The 14,884-nt window shown below is 67.4% G+C and carries 16 protein-coding genes; 7 read left to right on the forward strand and 9 right to left on the reverse strand.

The window, feature by feature from the left end; translation table 11 throughout:
* Nucleotides 1-10: 10 nt before the first annotated feature.
* Entirely contained in the window at nucleotides 11-2,719 is a 2,709-nt protein-coding gene (locus tag H7X47_RS06705) for a PAS-domain containing protein (RefSeq protein WP_193367868.1), read from the reverse strand.
* Between the two features lie 524 nt (nucleotides 2,720-3,243).
* On the opposite strand from H7X47_RS06705, the gene H7X47_RS06710 reads away from it, so the two are divergent.
* Both H7X47_RS06710 and H7X47_RS06715 read left to right on the forward strand, forming a co-directional pair.
* Nucleotides 3,244-4,704, forward strand: coding sequence for a tetratricopeptide repeat protein (locus tag H7X47_RS06710; RefSeq protein WP_193367869.1), 1,461 nt, complete (start codon nucleotides 3,244-3,246; stop codon nucleotides 4,702-4,704).
* Nucleotides 4,705-5,072: 368 nt separating this feature from the next.
* Nucleotides 5,073-5,675, forward strand: coding sequence for a GNAT family N-acetyltransferase (locus tag H7X47_RS06715; RefSeq protein WP_193367870.1), 603 nt, complete (start codon nucleotides 5,073-5,075; stop codon nucleotides 5,673-5,675).
* Nucleotides 5,676-5,918: 243 nt separating this feature from the next.
* On the opposite strand, the gene rpsU is transcribed toward H7X47_RS06715, so the two are convergent.
* Nucleotides 5,919-6,122, reverse strand: a complete 204-nt coding sequence (gene rpsU / locus H7X47_RS06720; RefSeq protein WP_167223142.1) for a 30S ribosomal protein S21 — start codon at nucleotides 6,120-6,122, stop codon at nucleotides 5,919-5,921.
* 372 nt (nucleotides 6,123-6,494) lie between these two features.
* On the opposite strand from rpsU, the gene def reads away from it, so the two are divergent.
* Together def and H7X47_RS06730 are read left to right on the forward strand one after the other, a co-directional pair.
* The gene (gene def / locus H7X47_RS06725; RefSeq protein ID WP_193367871.1) at nucleotides 6,495-7,091 is read left to right on the forward strand and encodes a peptide deformylase; all 597 of its coding nucleotides are present in this window, start codon (nucleotides 6,495-6,497) and stop codon (nucleotides 7,089-7,091) included.
* Nucleotides 7,084-7,806 carry a COQ9 family protein gene (locus H7X47_RS06730; protein WP_193367872.1) on the forward strand — a complete coding sequence of 241 codons (723 nt, stop codon included), beginning with the start codon at nucleotides 7,084-7,086 and terminating at the stop codon, nucleotides 7,804-7,806. The genes def and H7X47_RS06730 overlap by 8 nt, the downstream gene beginning before the upstream one ends.
* Before the next feature lie 16 nt (nucleotides 7,807-7,822).
* Here H7X47_RS06730 and H7X47_RS06735 read toward each other — a convergent pair whose 3' ends face one another.
* The 4 genes from H7X47_RS06735 to H7X47_RS06750 form a co-directional block, all read right to left on the reverse strand.
* Nucleotides 7,823-8,341: a PAS domain-containing protein gene (locus H7X47_RS06735; RefSeq protein ID WP_193367873.1), complete on the reverse strand. Its 519-nt coding sequence runs from the start codon at nucleotides 8,339-8,341 to the stop codon at nucleotides 7,823-7,825.
* A gap of 111 nt (nucleotides 8,342-8,452) precedes the next feature.
* Nucleotides 8,453-8,971 (reverse strand): PAS domain-containing protein, encoded by a 519-nt coding sequence (locus tag H7X47_RS06740; RefSeq protein WP_193367874.1) that lies wholly within the window; start codon nucleotides 8,969-8,971, stop codon nucleotides 8,453-8,455.
* Nucleotides 8,972-9,029: 58 nt separating this feature from the next.
* Nucleotides 9,030-9,188 (reverse strand): hypothetical protein, encoded by a 159-nt coding sequence (locus H7X47_RS06745; RefSeq protein ID WP_193367875.1) that lies wholly within the window; start codon nucleotides 9,186-9,188, stop codon nucleotides 9,030-9,032.
* Nucleotides 9,189-9,272: 84 nt separating this feature from the next.
* Nucleotides 9,273-9,503: a PAS domain-containing protein gene (locus H7X47_RS06750; RefSeq protein ID WP_193367876.1), complete on the reverse strand. Its 231-nt coding sequence runs from the start codon at nucleotides 9,501-9,503 to the stop codon at nucleotides 9,273-9,275.
* Nucleotides 9,504-10,053: 550 nt separating this feature from the next.
* Here H7X47_RS06750 and H7X47_RS06755 point away from each other — a divergent pair.
* Together H7X47_RS06755 and H7X47_RS06760 are read left to right on the forward strand one after the other, a co-directional pair.
* A complete protein-coding gene (locus H7X47_RS06755) occupies nucleotides 10,054-11,415 on the forward strand; it encodes a sensor histidine kinase (protein WP_193367877.1) in 1,362 nt (453 codons plus the stop codon).
* 8 nt (nucleotides 11,416-11,423) lie between these two features.
* Nucleotides 11,424-11,798 carry a response regulator gene (locus tag H7X47_RS06760; RefSeq protein ID WP_193367878.1) on the forward strand — a complete coding sequence of 125 codons (375 nt, stop codon included), beginning with the start codon at nucleotides 11,424-11,426 and terminating at the stop codon, nucleotides 11,796-11,798.
* Nucleotides 11,799-11,817: 19 nt separating this feature from the next.
* On the opposite strand, the gene H7X47_RS06765 is transcribed toward H7X47_RS06760, so the two are convergent.
* On the reverse strand, nucleotides 11,818-12,927 hold the full coding sequence (locus H7X47_RS06765; RefSeq protein ID WP_227010254.1) for a 5-(carboxyamino)imidazole ribonucleotide synthase: 1,110 nt from the start codon (nucleotides 12,925-12,927) through the stop codon (nucleotides 11,818-11,820).
* A 15-nt stretch (nucleotides 12,928-12,942) separates the two neighbouring features.
* On the reverse strand, nucleotides 12,943-13,440 hold the full coding sequence (gene purE / locus H7X47_RS06770) for a 5-(carboxyamino)imidazole ribonucleotide mutase (protein WP_193367879.1): 498 nt from the start codon (nucleotides 13,438-13,440) through the stop codon (nucleotides 12,943-12,945).
* Between the two features lie 296 nt (nucleotides 13,441-13,736).
* Here purE and H7X47_RS06775 point away from each other — a divergent pair, with 296 nt between their 5' ends.
* The gene (locus H7X47_RS06775; RefSeq protein ID WP_193367880.1) at nucleotides 13,737-14,468 is read left to right on the forward strand and encodes a GGDEF domain-containing protein; all 732 of its coding nucleotides are present in this window, start codon (nucleotides 13,737-13,739) and stop codon (nucleotides 14,466-14,468) included.
* 59 nt (nucleotides 14,469-14,527) lie between these two features.
* Here H7X47_RS06775 and H7X47_RS06780 read toward each other — a convergent pair whose 3' ends face one another.
* The gene (locus H7X47_RS06780; RefSeq protein WP_193367881.1) at nucleotides 14,528-14,734 is read right to left on the reverse strand and encodes a YdcH family protein; all 207 of its coding nucleotides are present in this window, start codon (nucleotides 14,732-14,734) and stop codon (nucleotides 14,528-14,530) included.
* Between the last annotated feature and the right edge of the window lie 150 nt (nucleotides 14,735-14,884).

The following is a 14,884-nucleotide window of genomic DNA, read 5'->3' on the forward strand; positions in this document are numbered from 1 at the left end:
GAGGCCTTACTCAGTCTTTATTCTCGGCGGTAACCTGTTCGACCAGCTCGCGGATCTGGGCAGGGAGGAAAGGTTTCTCGACGCAGGGACGGCCGGTGGACTTGAGGAAGCTGTCGGTGGTCTCGTTCAGCAGGTCGCCGGTGGCGAAGATGATGCGATCCAGCAGGTGCGGCTTCAGCGCCTTCAGGGCCTCGTAGAGGCCGGGGCCGTCCATGTGCGGCATGCGCAGGTCGCAGATGATGACCTGGTAGTCGCGCTGCTTGAGCTGGGCGAGGGCGCTCTCGCCGCTGGCGGCGACGTCCACCGCGTGGCCCGAGGCCTCCAGGATCTCGACCAGGAAGCCGGTGATGTCCGGCTCGTCGTCGATCACCAGCACCTGGCGCCGGGCCACGGCTTCGGGTTCAGGGGCTTCTTCCTGCTGCTCCTCGCCGGGGGCCTGAGCCGTTTCGCCGGCAGGCAGCAGGACGCTGAAGACCGCGCCGCCGCCGGCGGCCTCGTCGACGGAAATGCTGCCGCCGTGGGCGCTGACCATGCCGTGGCAGACGGAGAGTCCGACGCCGGTGCCCTGGCCGACCGGCTTGGTGGTGAAGAAGGGATCGAAGATGCGCGAGCGGATGTCGTCGGGCACGCCGGGGCCGTTGTCGCGCACCGTGATGCGCACCTGCCGGCTGGCCGGCAGGTTGGAGGTGGAGATGATCAGGCGGCGCGGCAGCGGCGTGTCGAGCATGGCCTGCTGGGCGTTGATGAAGAGGTTGAGCAGGACGTGGCTCAACTGGTCTGAGTCGCCGGCCACCGTCGGCAGCTCCGGTGCCAGGTTGCAGGTCACCTCGATATCGGTGGTGCTGAGCTGGTGGGTCACCAGGTCGAGCACGTCCCTGACCAGGTCGTTGACCCGGATCGGACGGCGGTCGGCCGGGCGCTGGCGGGCCATGGAGAGGAAGGTCTTCACGATTTTCGCGCAGCGGTCGGCGGCGGTGCGCACCTTGACCGCACGATCGGCGATCTCGCCGCTGCCGGCCATGGTCTCCAGCAGGGCGGCCTGGCCGATGACCACCGAGAGCGGGTTGTTCAGCTCGTGCGAGACGCCCGCCAGCAGGGAGCCGAGCGCGCTCAGCTTCTCGTTCTGATAGGCCTTCTCGCGCTGGCGCTGCAGTTCCTGCTCGGTCTGCACCCGGTCGGTGATGTTGTTGTAGGTGGAGACAATGCAGCCGTTGGGCAGCCGTTGCTGGCGGATTTCCACCACCCGGCCATCCCCCAGCTTGCGCTGGGCGACGCCGCGCTGCGCGCTGGAAAGAACTGCCAGGCGGTGCTGCACGAAGCCCTCGTCGCCGCCGGCTGCGGCGACCTCGGCGGGATTGTATTCACCGATTTTCAGGCCGTGGCGAATGTATTCCGAAAGATGGATGCCGGGTCGTCCCAGCTCTTCGGGCAGGCCGAAGATGTCGAGGTAGCCCTGGTTGACCAGCAGGACCGTCTGGTCCGGCGCGGTGACGGTGACGCCCTGGGCAATGTTGGCCAGCACGCCCTTCAGCTGCGAGGTGCGCTCGGCCAGGGTCTGCTCCAGGCGGCTTTCCTGGTCGCGCAGGGCGATCTCCGCCTTCTTGCGCTCGGTGATGTCGGTGCGCACGCTGACGAAACCGCCGGAGCGGGTGTGCTGCTCCTTCACCAGGTCCCAGCGCCCGTCGGGCCAGGTGTCCTCGCGCACGTTGGAGTGCTTGTTCATGCGCTCCTGGATGAACTCGTCGACGAAGCGTTCGGGGTCGTGCAGGACGCGCGGATCGGTGATGGCGTTGTTGACGACGCTGGCTTCGATCAGCTCGCGCATCGGCTTGCCGACGATCTCGTCCTGGCTGGGGTGGAAAGGCAGGATCTCGTGGAAGCGGCGGTTGGTGAGCACCACCCGCTGGTCCGAATCGTAGAGGATGAAGCTGTCCGAGAGATTGTCGATGGCCTCGCGCAGCATCAGCTCCGTGCGCCGCATCTGTACCTGCTCGGTCACATCGTTCAGCGACACCAGCACGGCGGGTTCGCCTTCCCAGATAATGCGCTTTTCCGAGGCTTCGACCCAGAAGGGCTCGCCGCTGCGCGTCAGGCAGCGCAGGATGCGCGCCGGTCCCGGCGTCTCGCCGGCCAGCAGCCGGGCATGGCGGCGCAGCGCGCGGCTGTGCATCTCGATGGGCAGGAAGGGCAGCAGGGTCGGCTCGCGCAGCAGCTCCTCGCCGCTCTCGAAGCCGACGCGCCGCGCGCAGGCCGCGTTGGCATAGAGCGGCTTGAAGTCGCGGTGGACCAGCACGCCGTTGCTGATGCCCTCCACCAGGGCGCGGAAATCGGTCCCGCTGCCGGCCTCGGCGGACCTGCCGGGTGCCGCCGTCGCGTCCTCGCCGCCGGTGTCCTTGTCCGCCCGTTCCTTGTCGCTCTCGCGGTGGATCACCAGCCAGTGACGGTGCCGCCCGGCGCGGTCATAGAGCGGGCGCACGTCGATGGGGGACGCGCCTCGGGCATCCGGCGCGGCGCCTTCGGCTTCCTCGCAGATGTCCTCCAGGCGGCGGCCGCGCATGGCCGCGGCGTCCCAGCCGGTGGCCTCGACGAAGGCCCGGTTGGCGCCAACCATCCGCGGCTGCGCCTCCCCCGTGGCCAGCGCCAGGGGGCCATCGAGGCTGTGCAGGGCCGCGGTGGCGCGGCGGGGACTGCAGATCGCGGGGTGGACGGGTTTGGACATCACAGAGACCTGACTGGACCAGCAAGCTAGGGGCACCGCTTCCCGGCGCGGGTCCGCGAGCTTAGCAGGCGCGGACGCGGTGCCGGAAGCGGCAGGCAAGACCCTGCAGCGAAAATGTTTCAGTCTCATGTGACGGGCGCGGGGAATTGGTTTCGATTGTTCTCAACCCGCACCTACGCGGGAAACAGCGGCAGGGATGCAAAAAAATGGGGCCCCGCCGGCGCCGCCTGGCGGCCCGGGCCAGGCCCCCCGGCGGCGCCCGGGATCCCCCGGAATTCCAGCAGAAGTCTCCCGATTTGCCTGCAGTGTGACTTTCCTCACAGAGCGCCGCGCGGGCCTCGGGCAAGGTCTCGACCCTGAAACCGTGCCAAAGGGCGAAGGCCCATTTAAGGGGGAGTACCATGGCTGGCCAGCAAGAGAATGCACCGCAGAACGCCGTGCGGGAGAGCGGACTTCGGCTGTCACGTCACATTCCTTGTGACTTTTTTCCTACAGACCTGCCGGCCGATGGCCGCGCGCGGCGCATGATCGAGATTGACCCCCTGGCCCTCGTTCCGGTCGCCAACAGCGCCGTGGGATCCCCTGTTTGTGCCGAAGCGGCGGCCCTGCCGCGCGAGCTGCTGTTCGATTCCCTCGGCGAGAAGCTGAGCGTCCCGGCCGCCGTGACGGCGGCGAGCGAGGAGACGCCACGGCCGCGCGACGGCAGTGACAGTTTCGAGCGAGCCCTGGCGCGCGCCGAGGCCGGCGACCACCAGGGCGCGGTGGCGGAATTCTCCGCCGCCCTGGCCTGCGACTCCCGCAACGGCCTCTACTATCTGGAGCGCGCCTACAGCTACCGCTGCCTCGGCTACACCTACCTCGCCATCGACGACTTCGAGCGCGCCGGCATCCATGGCGCCGGCTGGGCGGCGGCTCATAACGGCATGGGCATGGTGCGCCGGGAGAAGGGCGACCTGACCGGGGCGCTCTGCGACTTCGAGAACGCCATCCACCACGACGCGGGCTTTGCCGCGGCCTATTCCAACCGCGGGCTCTGCCACCTGGACCGCTACGACGACCTGAAAGCGGTGGCCGACTTCACCCGCGCCCTCGACCTGGGCGGCGAGCAGGTGGTGACGCTGTTTCACCGCGCCGCTGCCTACTATCGTCTGAAGCGCTACGCCGAGGCCGAGGCCGACCTGACCCGCGCCGTGGGCTTCGCGCCGGATGAGCCCTCGATCCTCAACCGGCGCGGCATCACGCGCGAGGCTCAGGGCAAGCTGACCGAGGCGCTGGAGGACTTCGATCGTACCATCGCCGCCGATCCGACCTTCGCCCCGGTCTACGCCAACCGGGCCCGCCTGCTGCAACGCCTGGAGGACTATCGCGGCGCCATCGAGGACTTCACCCGCGAGCTGGAGTTCGACCCGGGGTCCTGGCAGGCCCACGCCCGCCGCGGCCAGTGCTACAGCAAGCTGGGCCAGCTGCGCTACGCGGTGATCGACTTCAACGCGGCGCTGACCCGCGGCGAAGGGCGGGCCTCGCTGTTTCTGGAGCGGGCCCGCTGCTACGGCGAGATCAAGAACTACGCCAAGGCCATCGGCGACTGCGACCAGGCTCTGCAGCTGTCGCCGAACTGCGCGCGCGCTTACGCCGAGCGGGCCTCTTGGCGTGAGCGGCTGCGCGACCGGGCAGGCGCTTTGGCGGATCTGAACCGCGCCGTTGAGCTGGAGCCCGGCAACGGCAGCTATTTCCAGAAGCGCGGGCGTTTCCTGCTGCGCCAGGAGCGCTTCGAGGCGGCGCTGCCGGATTTCGAGCACGACGTGACGCTCAATCCGACCGAGCCCTGGGCCTACATGGGCCGCGGCGACTGCCGCGCGCGCATGGGCAATGGCCTGGGCGCGGCCGAGGACTACCGCCGCGCCGCCTCCCTCTTCAGCGAGCTGGGCGAGACCGATTCCCGGGGCACCGCCCTCCGGCGGATGGAGCAGGCCCTGGTTGCCTGACGAGGTCGCGTGAGGCGCGTGCCCTCAAGGGGCGCCTGCAACTTCTCACGCGAGCAAAAAGTTGCGGATGTACACAGGGGAGCCCCAGGGCTCCCCTTTTTTCCGGCCTCGGGAAACAATCAATACACTTTGCCCCGTGGCGCGAAAACAGGCTGAAACATTCGTCTGCCAGTTTGTCCATGGCGTGCGGTGCTGGGGCCGGGGCTCGGTCGGCATCAAGCTCCCGCGGCGGTTCATGCGGCGACTCCGTCGCAGAAGCTTGAGGCAGTGGCCTCTGGTTCCGGTAACCCGCACTGCACGCACCCCATCCAACTCAGTCCATCCACCAGTGTGCCGTTCCACGCCGACATGAAGGCAAGTAGCGAGCCATGACCGAAAAATCGAAGAAGTGTAAGAAACAGCAGGACGCTGCAGCGAAGCTGACGCTGCGCCGCGCCACGCCGGCGGACATCCCCGCCATCGACGCGATGCACTTCCTGTCCGTGCATGGCCTCGGTTCGGCCGACTACAGCCCGGCCGAACTGGAAGCCTTCATCACCCACGGCACCTACGACCAGTCGATGGTCTATGGCGGCACCTATTATCTGATCGAGGACCGCGGCCAGGTCGTCGCCAGCGGTGGCTGGGCGCAGCACTTGCCGGTCTCGGAGGCCGCCGGCGCCGGCATCGACGAACAGACCTCGATCCTCTCGGCGACCTCGGCGAAGATCCGTTCCGTCTTCGTGCATCCCAAGTACGCCCGCCGCGGCCTGGGCTCGCGGCTGGTGCACCACGCGGAGGAAGAGGCGCAGGCCGCCGGCTTCCGCCTGCTGGAGCTTTGGGCGAGCCTCACCGGCGTGCCGCTCTACCGCAGGCTCGGCTACCAGCAGATCCGCCGGCTGTCCATTCCGGGCGGCAACGGCACCGAGGTGCCCGCGGTCCATATGGCCAAGCTGATCGCCCTCGACACCAACGACGCCACCGCCGCCTGAGCCGCACAGCGCCGCCGGCCGCGGAGGTCGCTGGCCGCCAGGCCCGCCGCGGCAAACGACAAAGGCCGCGCACCCTCGGGTGGCGGCCTGGCGGCACATCCTTCGTCTTACGATCGGAAGCGGCTGCTGGCAGCCTGACTTCCCGGCCCGCCGTTGCGGGCGCTTCTTCCGGGGCCTGAGCGGGCGCTCCTCAAGCGGACACGCCCCTCGGTTCCCCTCTCCGACCAGGGGGCCGGAAAGGCTCTAGAAGCCTTCGCGCTCCATGCGCTTGCGCAGCAGCTTGCGATAGCGGCGCACGGCTTCGGCCCGCTCCCGCTTCTTGCGGGCGGAGGGCTTCTCAAAGTTGCGGCGCAGCTTCATTTCCCGGAAGACACCCTCGCGCTGCAGCTTCTTCTTCAGCGCGCGGAGGGCTTGATCGACGTTGTTGTCTCGAACCTGAACTTGCACAGACGCTCTGCGCTCCTTTCTTAAGCCGTGAAAGCCTGTCTCCCGACAGACCTTCGGGCCGGATTGCTCAACAATAAGGGCAAAAAAATCATTTCCGCGGCACAGCTGCCGCAGAGACAGGGGCGTTGGTATCACAGGGTTTGGGAAAAAGGAAGGGGTTTCTAAGGGTTTTTCCCCGCCTCAGAGGGCCTCACGCGGCCTCTCCGGGCCCCGCAGCGGCCGGGCTGCGGCGTGATCGGAAAATATTCCTTTTTGCCCCGGAAAGCGCGGCCGGTCCCCGGGGCTGGACGGGCCCCGGGGCGCCCGAGTCGCCCGCCCTAGACGTCCACCCGGCGCCTTTACCCGGCCGCGGGGGCGGGCCATATTGACTCCATGGCCATTCTGAAGATCGCCCGCATGGGCCATCCGGTGCTGCGCCAGAAGGCGGCCCCGGTGGCCGACCCGAGCGCGCCGGAGATCACGGCGCTGGTGCGCGACATGCTGGAAACCATGGATGACGCCGGCGGCACGGGACTGGCGGCGCCGCAGGTGCATGTGCCGCTGCGGGTCGTGGTGTTCTTCGTGTCCGGCCGCCGCGCGGCGGCGGAGGAGGGCTCCGGGGCCGGCCGGGAGGACGTGCCGCTGACGGTGCTCATCAACCCGGTCATCGAACCGCTGACCGACGAACTGGCCCTGGGGCCGGAGGCCTGCCTCTCGGTTCCCGGCCTGGTCGGCCAGGTGCCCCGGGTAACGCGGATCCGCTATCGCGGCCTCTCCCTGGAAGGCGCTCCCATCGAGCGCGAGGCCGCGGGATTCCATGCCCGCGTCGTGCAGCACGAGTGCGACCACCTGGACGGCATCCTTTATCCGCAGCGCATGACCGACCTCTCGCTGCTGGCCTTCACCAGCGAGGCCGGCCGAGAGCCGCTGGATGGCGGGGCGGAAGAGGCGGGCCGCCTGGCAGAGGAAAGGGCAGAGAGCCATGGCTGAAGCGCAGGAGCGCGAAACCCCGATCGACGACGCGGTGGCCGAGAAGCTGGCGCGCCAGCGCCGCAGCCTGCTGGACGCGGCCTTGCGGCACGTTCCCTTCGACGGCTGGACCTGGACGGCGCTCGACGCCGGGGCCCGCGACCTGGGCCTGGACGCGGGCGAGGCGCAGCGCCTCTTCCCCGGCGGCCCGCTGGAGTTGATCCGCGCCTTCAGCAGCGAGGCCGACCGCCAGTTGCTGGAGACGCTGGAAGGCCTCGACCTGGACGCCATGAAGGTGCGCGAGAAAATCGCCGCCGGCGTGCGCGTCCGCCTGGAGGCCGTCGCCGCCCACCGGGAGGCGGTACGCAGCGGCCTCAACTTTTTCGCCCTGCCGCAAAACGCGGCGGCGGGCCTCGCCTGTCTCTACCGCACGGTGGACGCCATCTGGTACGCCGCCGGTGACAAGGCGACGGACTACAACTTCTACAGCAAGCGCGCGCTCCTGGGCGCGGTCTACTCTTCCACGCTGCTGTTCTGGCTGAACGACAAGTCGGAGGACTATGCGGCGACCTGGGCCTTTCTCGACCGCCGCATTTCCGAGGTGCTGCAGGTGGCCGGGCGTCTGGGCAAGGGGGTGGGCGCGGTCCTCAACCTGCCCGAGCGTTTCGTCGGCGCCATGACCGCCAGCAGACAGCCCGGCCGGCAGTCCGGGCCGCGGCGCAGCGCGCGACGCTGATGCGGGAGGCGGCGGCCTAGTTGCCGGAGCCTTCCGTGCCGGCCTTGTAGACCCGCCCGGCTAAGAGCGTGAAGTCGCGCTCTATGTTCTCGTAGCATTCCAGCGACAGCGCCATGTTGGCGGTCTTCCCGTCGTCCGAAAGCGGCAGGAAGCAGACGTCGTACTCGGCGACGATGTCCGGGGAGAGGCTCCACTTGATGCGGGTGATGACCGGCGACTTCGTCTCGCAGGCGACCTGGTAACACTCCTCGAAAGGGCCTTCGAAGTTCGGCAGGGCGATTTCGTCAAGGTATTTGCCGGTGAACTCGAAGCCGGTCATCTCGACGATGCGGGTGCCGACCAGACGGTACTTGACCCGGAATGGGCCATATTCGATGTCGACGATCAGCAGGTTGGGCATCAGCCGCGGGATTTCCACGGGGTCGATGTCGGCCCGGCGCGGGATGCCGCCTTCGGGACACTTGCTTTGCCAATATCTGAAAAGCGCGCGGATGGCGGCGCTTTCTATCTCGTCCTCATGGGTAATGCGTTTCATCAATATGGCATTGTCTCGCGATGGTCGGCCCTCTCCACCTTCGGTTTCCCGATCTTGCATGATAGCCAACGTGGTTGGGGCTGTCCTCCCCCCCGACGCGCCGCCGGCAATCTACTTGACGGGGTTCCTTGTAGCGGGCGCCGCCGCCGGTTTGCCGGCGAACTTGTAGGCGCGCCTGACGGTGGCGTAGCACTCGATCGCCACGGCTTTGTTCACCGTCTCGCCGTCGTCGGACAGGGGCAGGATGCAGATGTCGTATTCCTCGATCGTGTCTTCGGCCAGATGCCACCTGATCCGTTGCAGCACCGGCAGACGGCTTTCGCAGGCGGCCTGATAGCATTCCTGGAACGGCCCTTCGTCGTTCGGCAGGGCGATCTCATCCAGGTACTTGCCGGTGAACTCATAGCCCGTCATCTGCACCACCTTGGTCCCCACCAGGCGGTATCTGACGCGGAAGGGGTCGTGCTCGATGTCGGTGATCATGATGTTCGGCATAAGGCTCGGGATGTCCACCGGGTCGATGTCGGCGCGCCGGGGAATGCGCCCGTCAACACACTTGCTGCGCCAGTAGAGGAACAGCTGGCGGATCGCGGCGCTCTCGATCTGGTCGGCCTGGGTGATGCACTGCATGGGGCGTCATTCCCTCGCCAAGCGGTGGCCCTTTCGGGCCGGCGCTGTTGCTACCGCTTCAGGGCAGGTATTGCTTTTCAAGCTTCGCATAGCACTCCACCGCTATCGCCCGCGTGGCGATCCGCCCGTCGTCGTCCGGAGGCATTGCGGAAAAGTCGTAATTGCCCGTGGTCTCCTCGTCGAAGCGCCACAGGATGCGGGTCGGCACCGGGATCATCCGCAAGCTTGCAGTACGATAGCACTCTGCGAAATCTCCTTCGACGTCCCTGGCGACGATCTCGTCCAGATAACACCCGCTAAACTAGTACCCCGTGACCTCCACGATGCGGGTGCCGACCAGGCGGACCTTCACCCGGAAAGGGTCCTGCTCGAAGTCAACAATAAGGATGTTCGGCAGGATCGGGAAAATTTCGCCGGGATCGATATCGTTGCGTTTTGGGATCGCGCCGGGACCGCACTTGCTGTGCCAGTAGCCGAAGCGTTGGCGGATGATCTCGCTGTCGGTCTGGGCGGCATCAGTGAAGCTTTGCATGCGACCTCAGACGGCTGGACTACCGGCAAGGGAATCCCGGGTGAGGAAACAGAATTCCACGCTTCGTCCGCTCAGTCCAACTCTTGCACGAGGCGGGCGCCGCTGGTTCCCGTGCTGTTGGCGGCCGGCCGAAAGGGGCCGCCGGCAGCGACCCGGCTGTCGGATAGTGGTCCTACGGGGGCAAGTTCGTCCTGCAGTTGCCATGCTATGGAATCACTGGCAAAACAATCCATGTCTAAACGAAACACTGCGATTTATTCCGATTTTGGTATCGTTAAGTTCCGCTGCGATAGTGTTGGATGGCGCGACGCCCCGAGGGCAATTCCGGGTATTTCCATGGTATCCAGGTGAATTGATTACTGACCATCTATTAGAGTCTGAAATTGAGATGCGGCCGTCGCGATGGCGTGCCAGGGACCGGTTCTTGAAGCGACTTGCGGCGTTCCTTGCCGCGATCGTGGTTTTACTATCAAGTTGTGTGCTTTTGGTTGGCTGGGGGCTCGACGTCGCCCTCCTGCGCAGTTTCCTGCCCGGGCTGCCGGGGATGGCCATGAGCACGGCGCTCGGGCTGCTGGCTTGCGGCCTCTGCCTCCTGCAGGCCTTGGCGGACAACCGGGCCGCCAGGCGATCCGGCTGCCACTTCGTGGCCATGGCCGCCCTGGCGCTGGCGCTGGTGAACCTGGCGCTGCTCGCGCTGGAGCCAGGACGCGGCATTGATCAGCTCTTCTTCACCTTTTCCGACGAGCGCGCCGCGATCCACATGGCGCCCGCGACGTCCATTTGCCTGGCCATCGCTGCCAGCGCCTTGCTGGTGCGCCGCCGCCGCGCGGTCTTCTTAAACGGTGAACTCTACGGCCTGCTGACGGGAATCGGCCTCTTCATCACGCTGCTGGCCCTGACCGGCTATGTGTTCGACAGCCAGGCCCTCTTCGAGATCCTGGCCTTTTCGGCCATGGCGCTGCATACCGCCGCCGCCTTCTTCCTGCTGTTCCTGGCTCTCCTGCTGTCACGGCCGGCGTGGGGGTGGATGAGCATCCTCGTCGGTCCGGGCCCCGGCAGCGCGATGCTGCGGCGCACCCTGCCGTTTGCGGTGCTCGGCCCCTTCGTCTTCTGCTGGCTGGCGCTGGTCGCGGTCGAGGGCGGCTTCATCAATGCCAACTTCCGGCTCAGCATCATGGCGATCACCGGTGCCGGTTGCCTGGTCATCCTGTTGCTGTGGACCGCCTGGCGCGAGAACGCAGATGCCAAGTTGCTGCTCAAGTCCAACGACGAACTGCGCCGCGCGCTCAGCGATCGCGAGATCCTGCTGAGAGAGGTCTATCACCGCGTAAAGAACAATCTGCAGTTCATCGACGCCATGCTGGCGCTGGAGGCGATGGACGGCGACGACAGCTCCCTGGAAGAGCGCCTCTCCGGCATTCGCACCCGCGTGCATGCGCTGAGCCTCGTCCACCAGCACCTCATTGGCGCGCGCGACCTGGCGACGGTGAACCTGCGCGGCTTCCTGGAAGATCTGTGCAGCTACCAGGCCCGGGGTGCCGGGCTCGACGCGCGGGGCGTGCGCATCGAAACCGCCATCTCCTCGGTGCCGCTCCATCTGGAACGCGCCATTCCCATCGGCCTGGTAATCACCGAACTTGTGTCCAACGCCGCCAAGCACGCCTTTCCGGACGGCCGGGCGGGCGTGATTTCCATCGTCGCCGAGCGCGAGGGAGAGGACCTGCTGCGGCTCTCGGTCAGCGACGACGGGGTTGGCCGTTCCGGCGCGCAAGGCGGCCAGAACGACGGCGGACGCGAAGGGGTCGGCGGCATGATCTTACGTTCCCTGGCCTCCCAGCTGGGCGCCGAAATCCAAACCACTTCCAAGGACGGTTTTGGGGTAATTTTGACGATCCCCCTGGCATCGGATTGAGGAACTTGATGGAAGTTGCACCCAAGGTTCTTATCGTCGAGGACGAACGTATGATCGCCGAGTACTTCAAGGTGCTCGTCGAGTCTCTGGGTTACGACGTCTGCGGGATCGCCAAGTCGGCGGACGAAGCTGTCCGCCTGGCCCGCGAGGAGGATCCGGCGATGGTCTTCATGGACGTGCGCCTTGTGGGCGCCAAGGACGGCGTGGATGCAGCCAACGAGATTTGCCGGTTCAAGTCCGTGCCCACGGTCTATGTGACCGGCTCGAACGAGCAGGAAACCATCGACCGCATCAAGACCGACCATCCCGCCGACATTCTCATCAAGCCGGTCCTGGCCGAACAGATCGAAGACGCCCTCATCCGCTTCTGCCCGCGCCCCTGAGCGCCGGGCCGGCGGTCCGTCAGCGGCGGATCAGCCGGGTAACGTGGCCCATCTTGCGCCCGGGCCGGGCCGAGGCCTTGCCGTAGAGGTGCAGCTTGTTGCCGGGGTCGCCAAGGATCTTCTTCCAGTCGTCGATCTCGTCGCCCAGCAGGTTTTTCATCACCGCATCGCACAGCCGTTCGGTCGATCCGAGGGGTAGCCCCGCGACGGCGCGCACGAACTGCTCGAACTGCGAGGTCACGCAGGCGTCGATGGTCCAGTGGCCCGAGTTGTGCGGGCGCGGCGCCATTTCGTTGACCAGCACCTTGTTGTCATGGGTGACGAACATCTCCACCGCCAGCAGGCCGACCAGTTCCATCTCCTGCGCCAGGTGGCGGGCGATGGCCTCGGCGCGGTCGGAGATTTCGTCGGGCAGGTTGGCCGGCGCGATGGTCTCATCCAGGATGTGGTTCTTGTGGCGGTTTTCCACGGGCACATAGGCGCGCGTCGTGCCGTTGGCGCCACGCGCGACGATGACCGAGATCTCCATGCGGAACTCGACGACGGCCTCGACGATGCCGATGGCCTGGGCGGCATGGCCGCGCATGGCGTTCCAGGCTTCGCCCAGGTCGCTGTCCGCGGTGATGCGGACCTGGCCCTTGCCGTCGTAGCCCAGCTCGGCGCTCTTCAGGATGCAGGGGGTGCCGATCTCGTTGACCGCCTGCTGCAGGCTGTCCACGTCCTCGGCCGGGCGGTAGTCCGCGGTGGGCACGGAGGCGCCGTGGCAGAACTCCTTCTCGCGCAGCCGGTGCTGGCAGATCGACAGCACCTTGGCGCTGGGCCTGAGCGGCACCAGCTTCTCCAGCACCTCAACCGTGGCCAGGGGAATGTTCTCGAACTCGAAGGTGACCACGTCGACTGCCGCGGCGAAGCGCGCCAGGGCGGCTTCGTCGTCGTAGGCCGCCACCGTGGCGGCATCGCAGACCTGGTTGGCCGGCCCGTCGGCTTCGGGGCCGTAGGCATGGCAGCGGTAGCCCAGGCGCGCGGCGGCCAGCGCCGCCATACGGCCGAGCTGGCCGTTGCCGAGAATGCCGAGGGTGGCGCCGGGGGCCAGGGGGCCGCTCAGATCAGGCACAGGGTGATCGGGCAAGGTCGCTTCCCCCGGTCAGCCGTCGTCGGAGGGATGCTCGGCCACGGCCTCGGTCTGCCGGGCCCGCCACTCGTCCAGCGCCGCGGCGATCCTGGGGTCGTTCAGCGCCAGCACGGCGGCGGCCAGCAGGGCGGCGTTCATCGCCCCGGCTTTGCCGATGGCCAGGGTGCCGACCGGCACGCCGCCGGGCATCTGCACGATGGAGAGCAGCGAATCCTGGCCCTTCAGCGACTTGCTTTCGATGGGCACGCCGAAGACCGGCAGCGGTGTCATGGAGGCCGCCATGCCCGGCAGGTGGGCGGCGCCGCCGGCCCCGGCGATAACCACCTTCAGGCCGCGCTCGCGCGCGCCGCTGGCGTAGTCGTAGAGCCGCTGGGGCGTGCGGTGGGCCGAGACGATGCGCGCCTCATAGGCGACACCCAGCGTTTCCAGGACCTCGGCGGCGTGCTTCATGGTCGGCCAGTCGGACTGGCTGCCCATGATGATGCCGACCTGGGGCGTTGCTTCCGCCATCTCTTGTTCCGTTTCCTGCAGCCTTGGGGGCGTTCCCGAAAAAGGGGCGCATTATCCGGACTAGCCCCTCCGCACGCAAGCGGGGCGCAGGCAGGGCCGCGTCCGGGGGGAGGGCGGGACCTGAAGGGCGCGGAAAAGGGCGGTTTTCCGGGCTTTGGCGCTGGCCCACGGCGGTTCCCCGGTTCCGGCGCCGCAAGGAAGCGTTTACCCTCCCGCACTAAGCTTCGTGCTAGATTCGGGGCGTCGCCGGGGGTTCACCGGGCGGAGCGGCCGCTGGGCAAGTGACGGAAGCCAGGATGAAGGTAAGCAAGACAGGTGGGGCCACCCCCGTGACCGGCGGCAGCGCGGTCAGGGCCGAGACCGCCTACCGCAACGCGGCCCAGCCCCAGCCGGTGCCGCGGGCCGAAGACGTGGCGACCGTGATGGGGATCCCCGAATCGGAGCTGACGCCGAAGGTCCGCAAGGCCCTGCAGGAGCTCATGGCGGAGGTCTATTCCCTGCGCCAGGATCTGGAGGAGGCGCGCCAGCGGGTCGGCTACCTGGAGCAGCTGGCCGACCAGGATTCCCTGGCCCCGGTGCTGAACCGCCGGGCCTTCGTGCGCGAACTGGGCCGCATGGCGGCCTTCGAGGAACGCTATGGCGCGGCCGGCGCGGTCCTCTATTTCGACGTCAACGACCTGAAGGTCATCAACGACACCCACGGCCATGCCGCCGGTGACGCGGTGCTGAAGCGGATTTGCGAGGTGCTGCTGCGTGACACCCGCGCCTCCGACGTGGTCGGGCGTCTGGGCGGCGACGAGTTCGGCGTCATCCTGGCCCAGTCGGGCCTCGACGTCGCCGCCGACAAGGCGGACCGGCTGGCCGCGGCCATCGCCGCCGAGGAGGTGGTCTGGGAGGGCGAGCCCCTGCGCGTCAGCGTCGCCTACGGCGCCCACGCGCTGAGCGGCGGCCAGCAGGCCGACGACGCCCTCAAGGCGGCGGACCGGGCGATGTACGCGAACAAGCGCGGCGGCCGCGGGGAACCCTGAGCGGATCCCTTGCCCCGGGGCCATGAGGCCCCGGCGATAATACCCCCGGCGATAATACCCTAGGCGATGATGTCGGGCAGGAGCGCGTCTTCCAGCTTCAGAATCTGATCTTTCAGCGCCAGCTTGCGCTTTTTGAGGCGCTGCAGCTGAAGCTGGTCGAAAGGCCGGGTTTCCACTAGATGGCTGATCACGTCGTCGAGGTCGCGGTGCTCTGACTTCAGCTCCGCCAGCCTGCGACGCATCTGCTCAAAATCGGGTTGGTCCATTGCGCTCTGGAACGGTTCTCGAGGTGCGCCAGTATACTCTTTTGGCGCCCGGGGTGGGAGTCCTGCGCGGCTTCTTTCCACAAAGCCGCGGTTCTTGGAGCCCGCGCCGGGCTGCCGCGGGCGGGGTCTCGCCCGGCAGGACGGTTCAAT

This window comes from Pelagibius marinus (assembly GCF_014925385.1).
Taxonomy (GTDB): Bacteria; Pseudomonadota; Alphaproteobacteria; order Kiloniellales; family Kiloniellaceae; genus Pelagibius; species Pelagibius marinus.

Coding starts and splice junctions, on each gene's coding strand:
- H7X47_RS06735 (WP_193367873.1), bottom strand. CDS start 8,341: ATGAAACGCATTACCCATGAGGACGAGATAGAAAGCGCCGCCATCCGC.
- H7X47_RS06715 (WP_193367870.1), top strand. CDS start 5,073: ATGACCGAAAAATCGAAGAAGTGTAAGAAACAGCAGGACGCTGCAGCG.
- H7X47_RS06710 (WP_193367869.1), top strand. CDS start 3,244: ATGATCGAGATTGACCCCCTGGCCCTCGTTCCGGTCGCCAACAGCGCC.
- H7X47_RS06775 (WP_193367880.1), top strand. CDS start 13,737: ATGAAGGTAAGCAAGACAGGTGGGGCCACCCCCGTGACCGGCGGCAGC.
- H7X47_RS06705 (WP_193367868.1), bottom strand. CDS start 2,719: ATGTCCAAACCCGTCCACCCCGCGATCTGCAGTCCCCGCCGCGCCACC.
- H7X47_RS06730 (WP_193367872.1), top strand. CDS start 7,084: ATGGCTGAAGCGCAGGAGCGCGAAACCCCGATCGACGACGCGGTGGCC.
- H7X47_RS06760 (WP_193367878.1), top strand. CDS start 11,424: ATGGAAGTTGCACCCAAGGTTCTTATCGTCGAGGACGAACGTATGATC.
- H7X47_RS06740 (WP_193367874.1), bottom strand. CDS start 8,971: ATGCAGTGCATCACCCAGGCCGACCAGATCGAGAGCGCCGCGATCCGC.
- H7X47_RS06780 (WP_193367881.1), bottom strand. CDS start 14,734: ATGGACCAACCCGATTTTGAGCAGATGCGTCGCAGGCTGGCGGAGCTG.
- purE (WP_193367879.1), bottom strand. CDS start 13,440: ATGGCGGAAGCAACGCCCCAGGTCGGCATCATCATGGGCAGCCAGTCC.
- H7X47_RS06745 (WP_193367875.1), bottom strand. CDS start 9,188: ATGATCCCGGTGCCGACCCGCATCCTGTGGCGCTTCGACGAGGAGACC.
- def (WP_193367871.1), top strand. CDS start 6,495: ATGGCCATTCTGAAGATCGCCCGCATGGGCCATCCGGTGCTGCGCCAG.
- H7X47_RS06755 (WP_193367877.1), top strand. CDS start 10,054: ATGAGCACGGCGCTCGGGCTGCTGGCTTGCGGCCTCTGCCTCCTGCAG.
- H7X47_RS06750 (WP_193367876.1), bottom strand. CDS start 9,503: ATGCAAAGCTTCACTGATGCCGCCCAGACCGACAGCGAGATCATCCGC.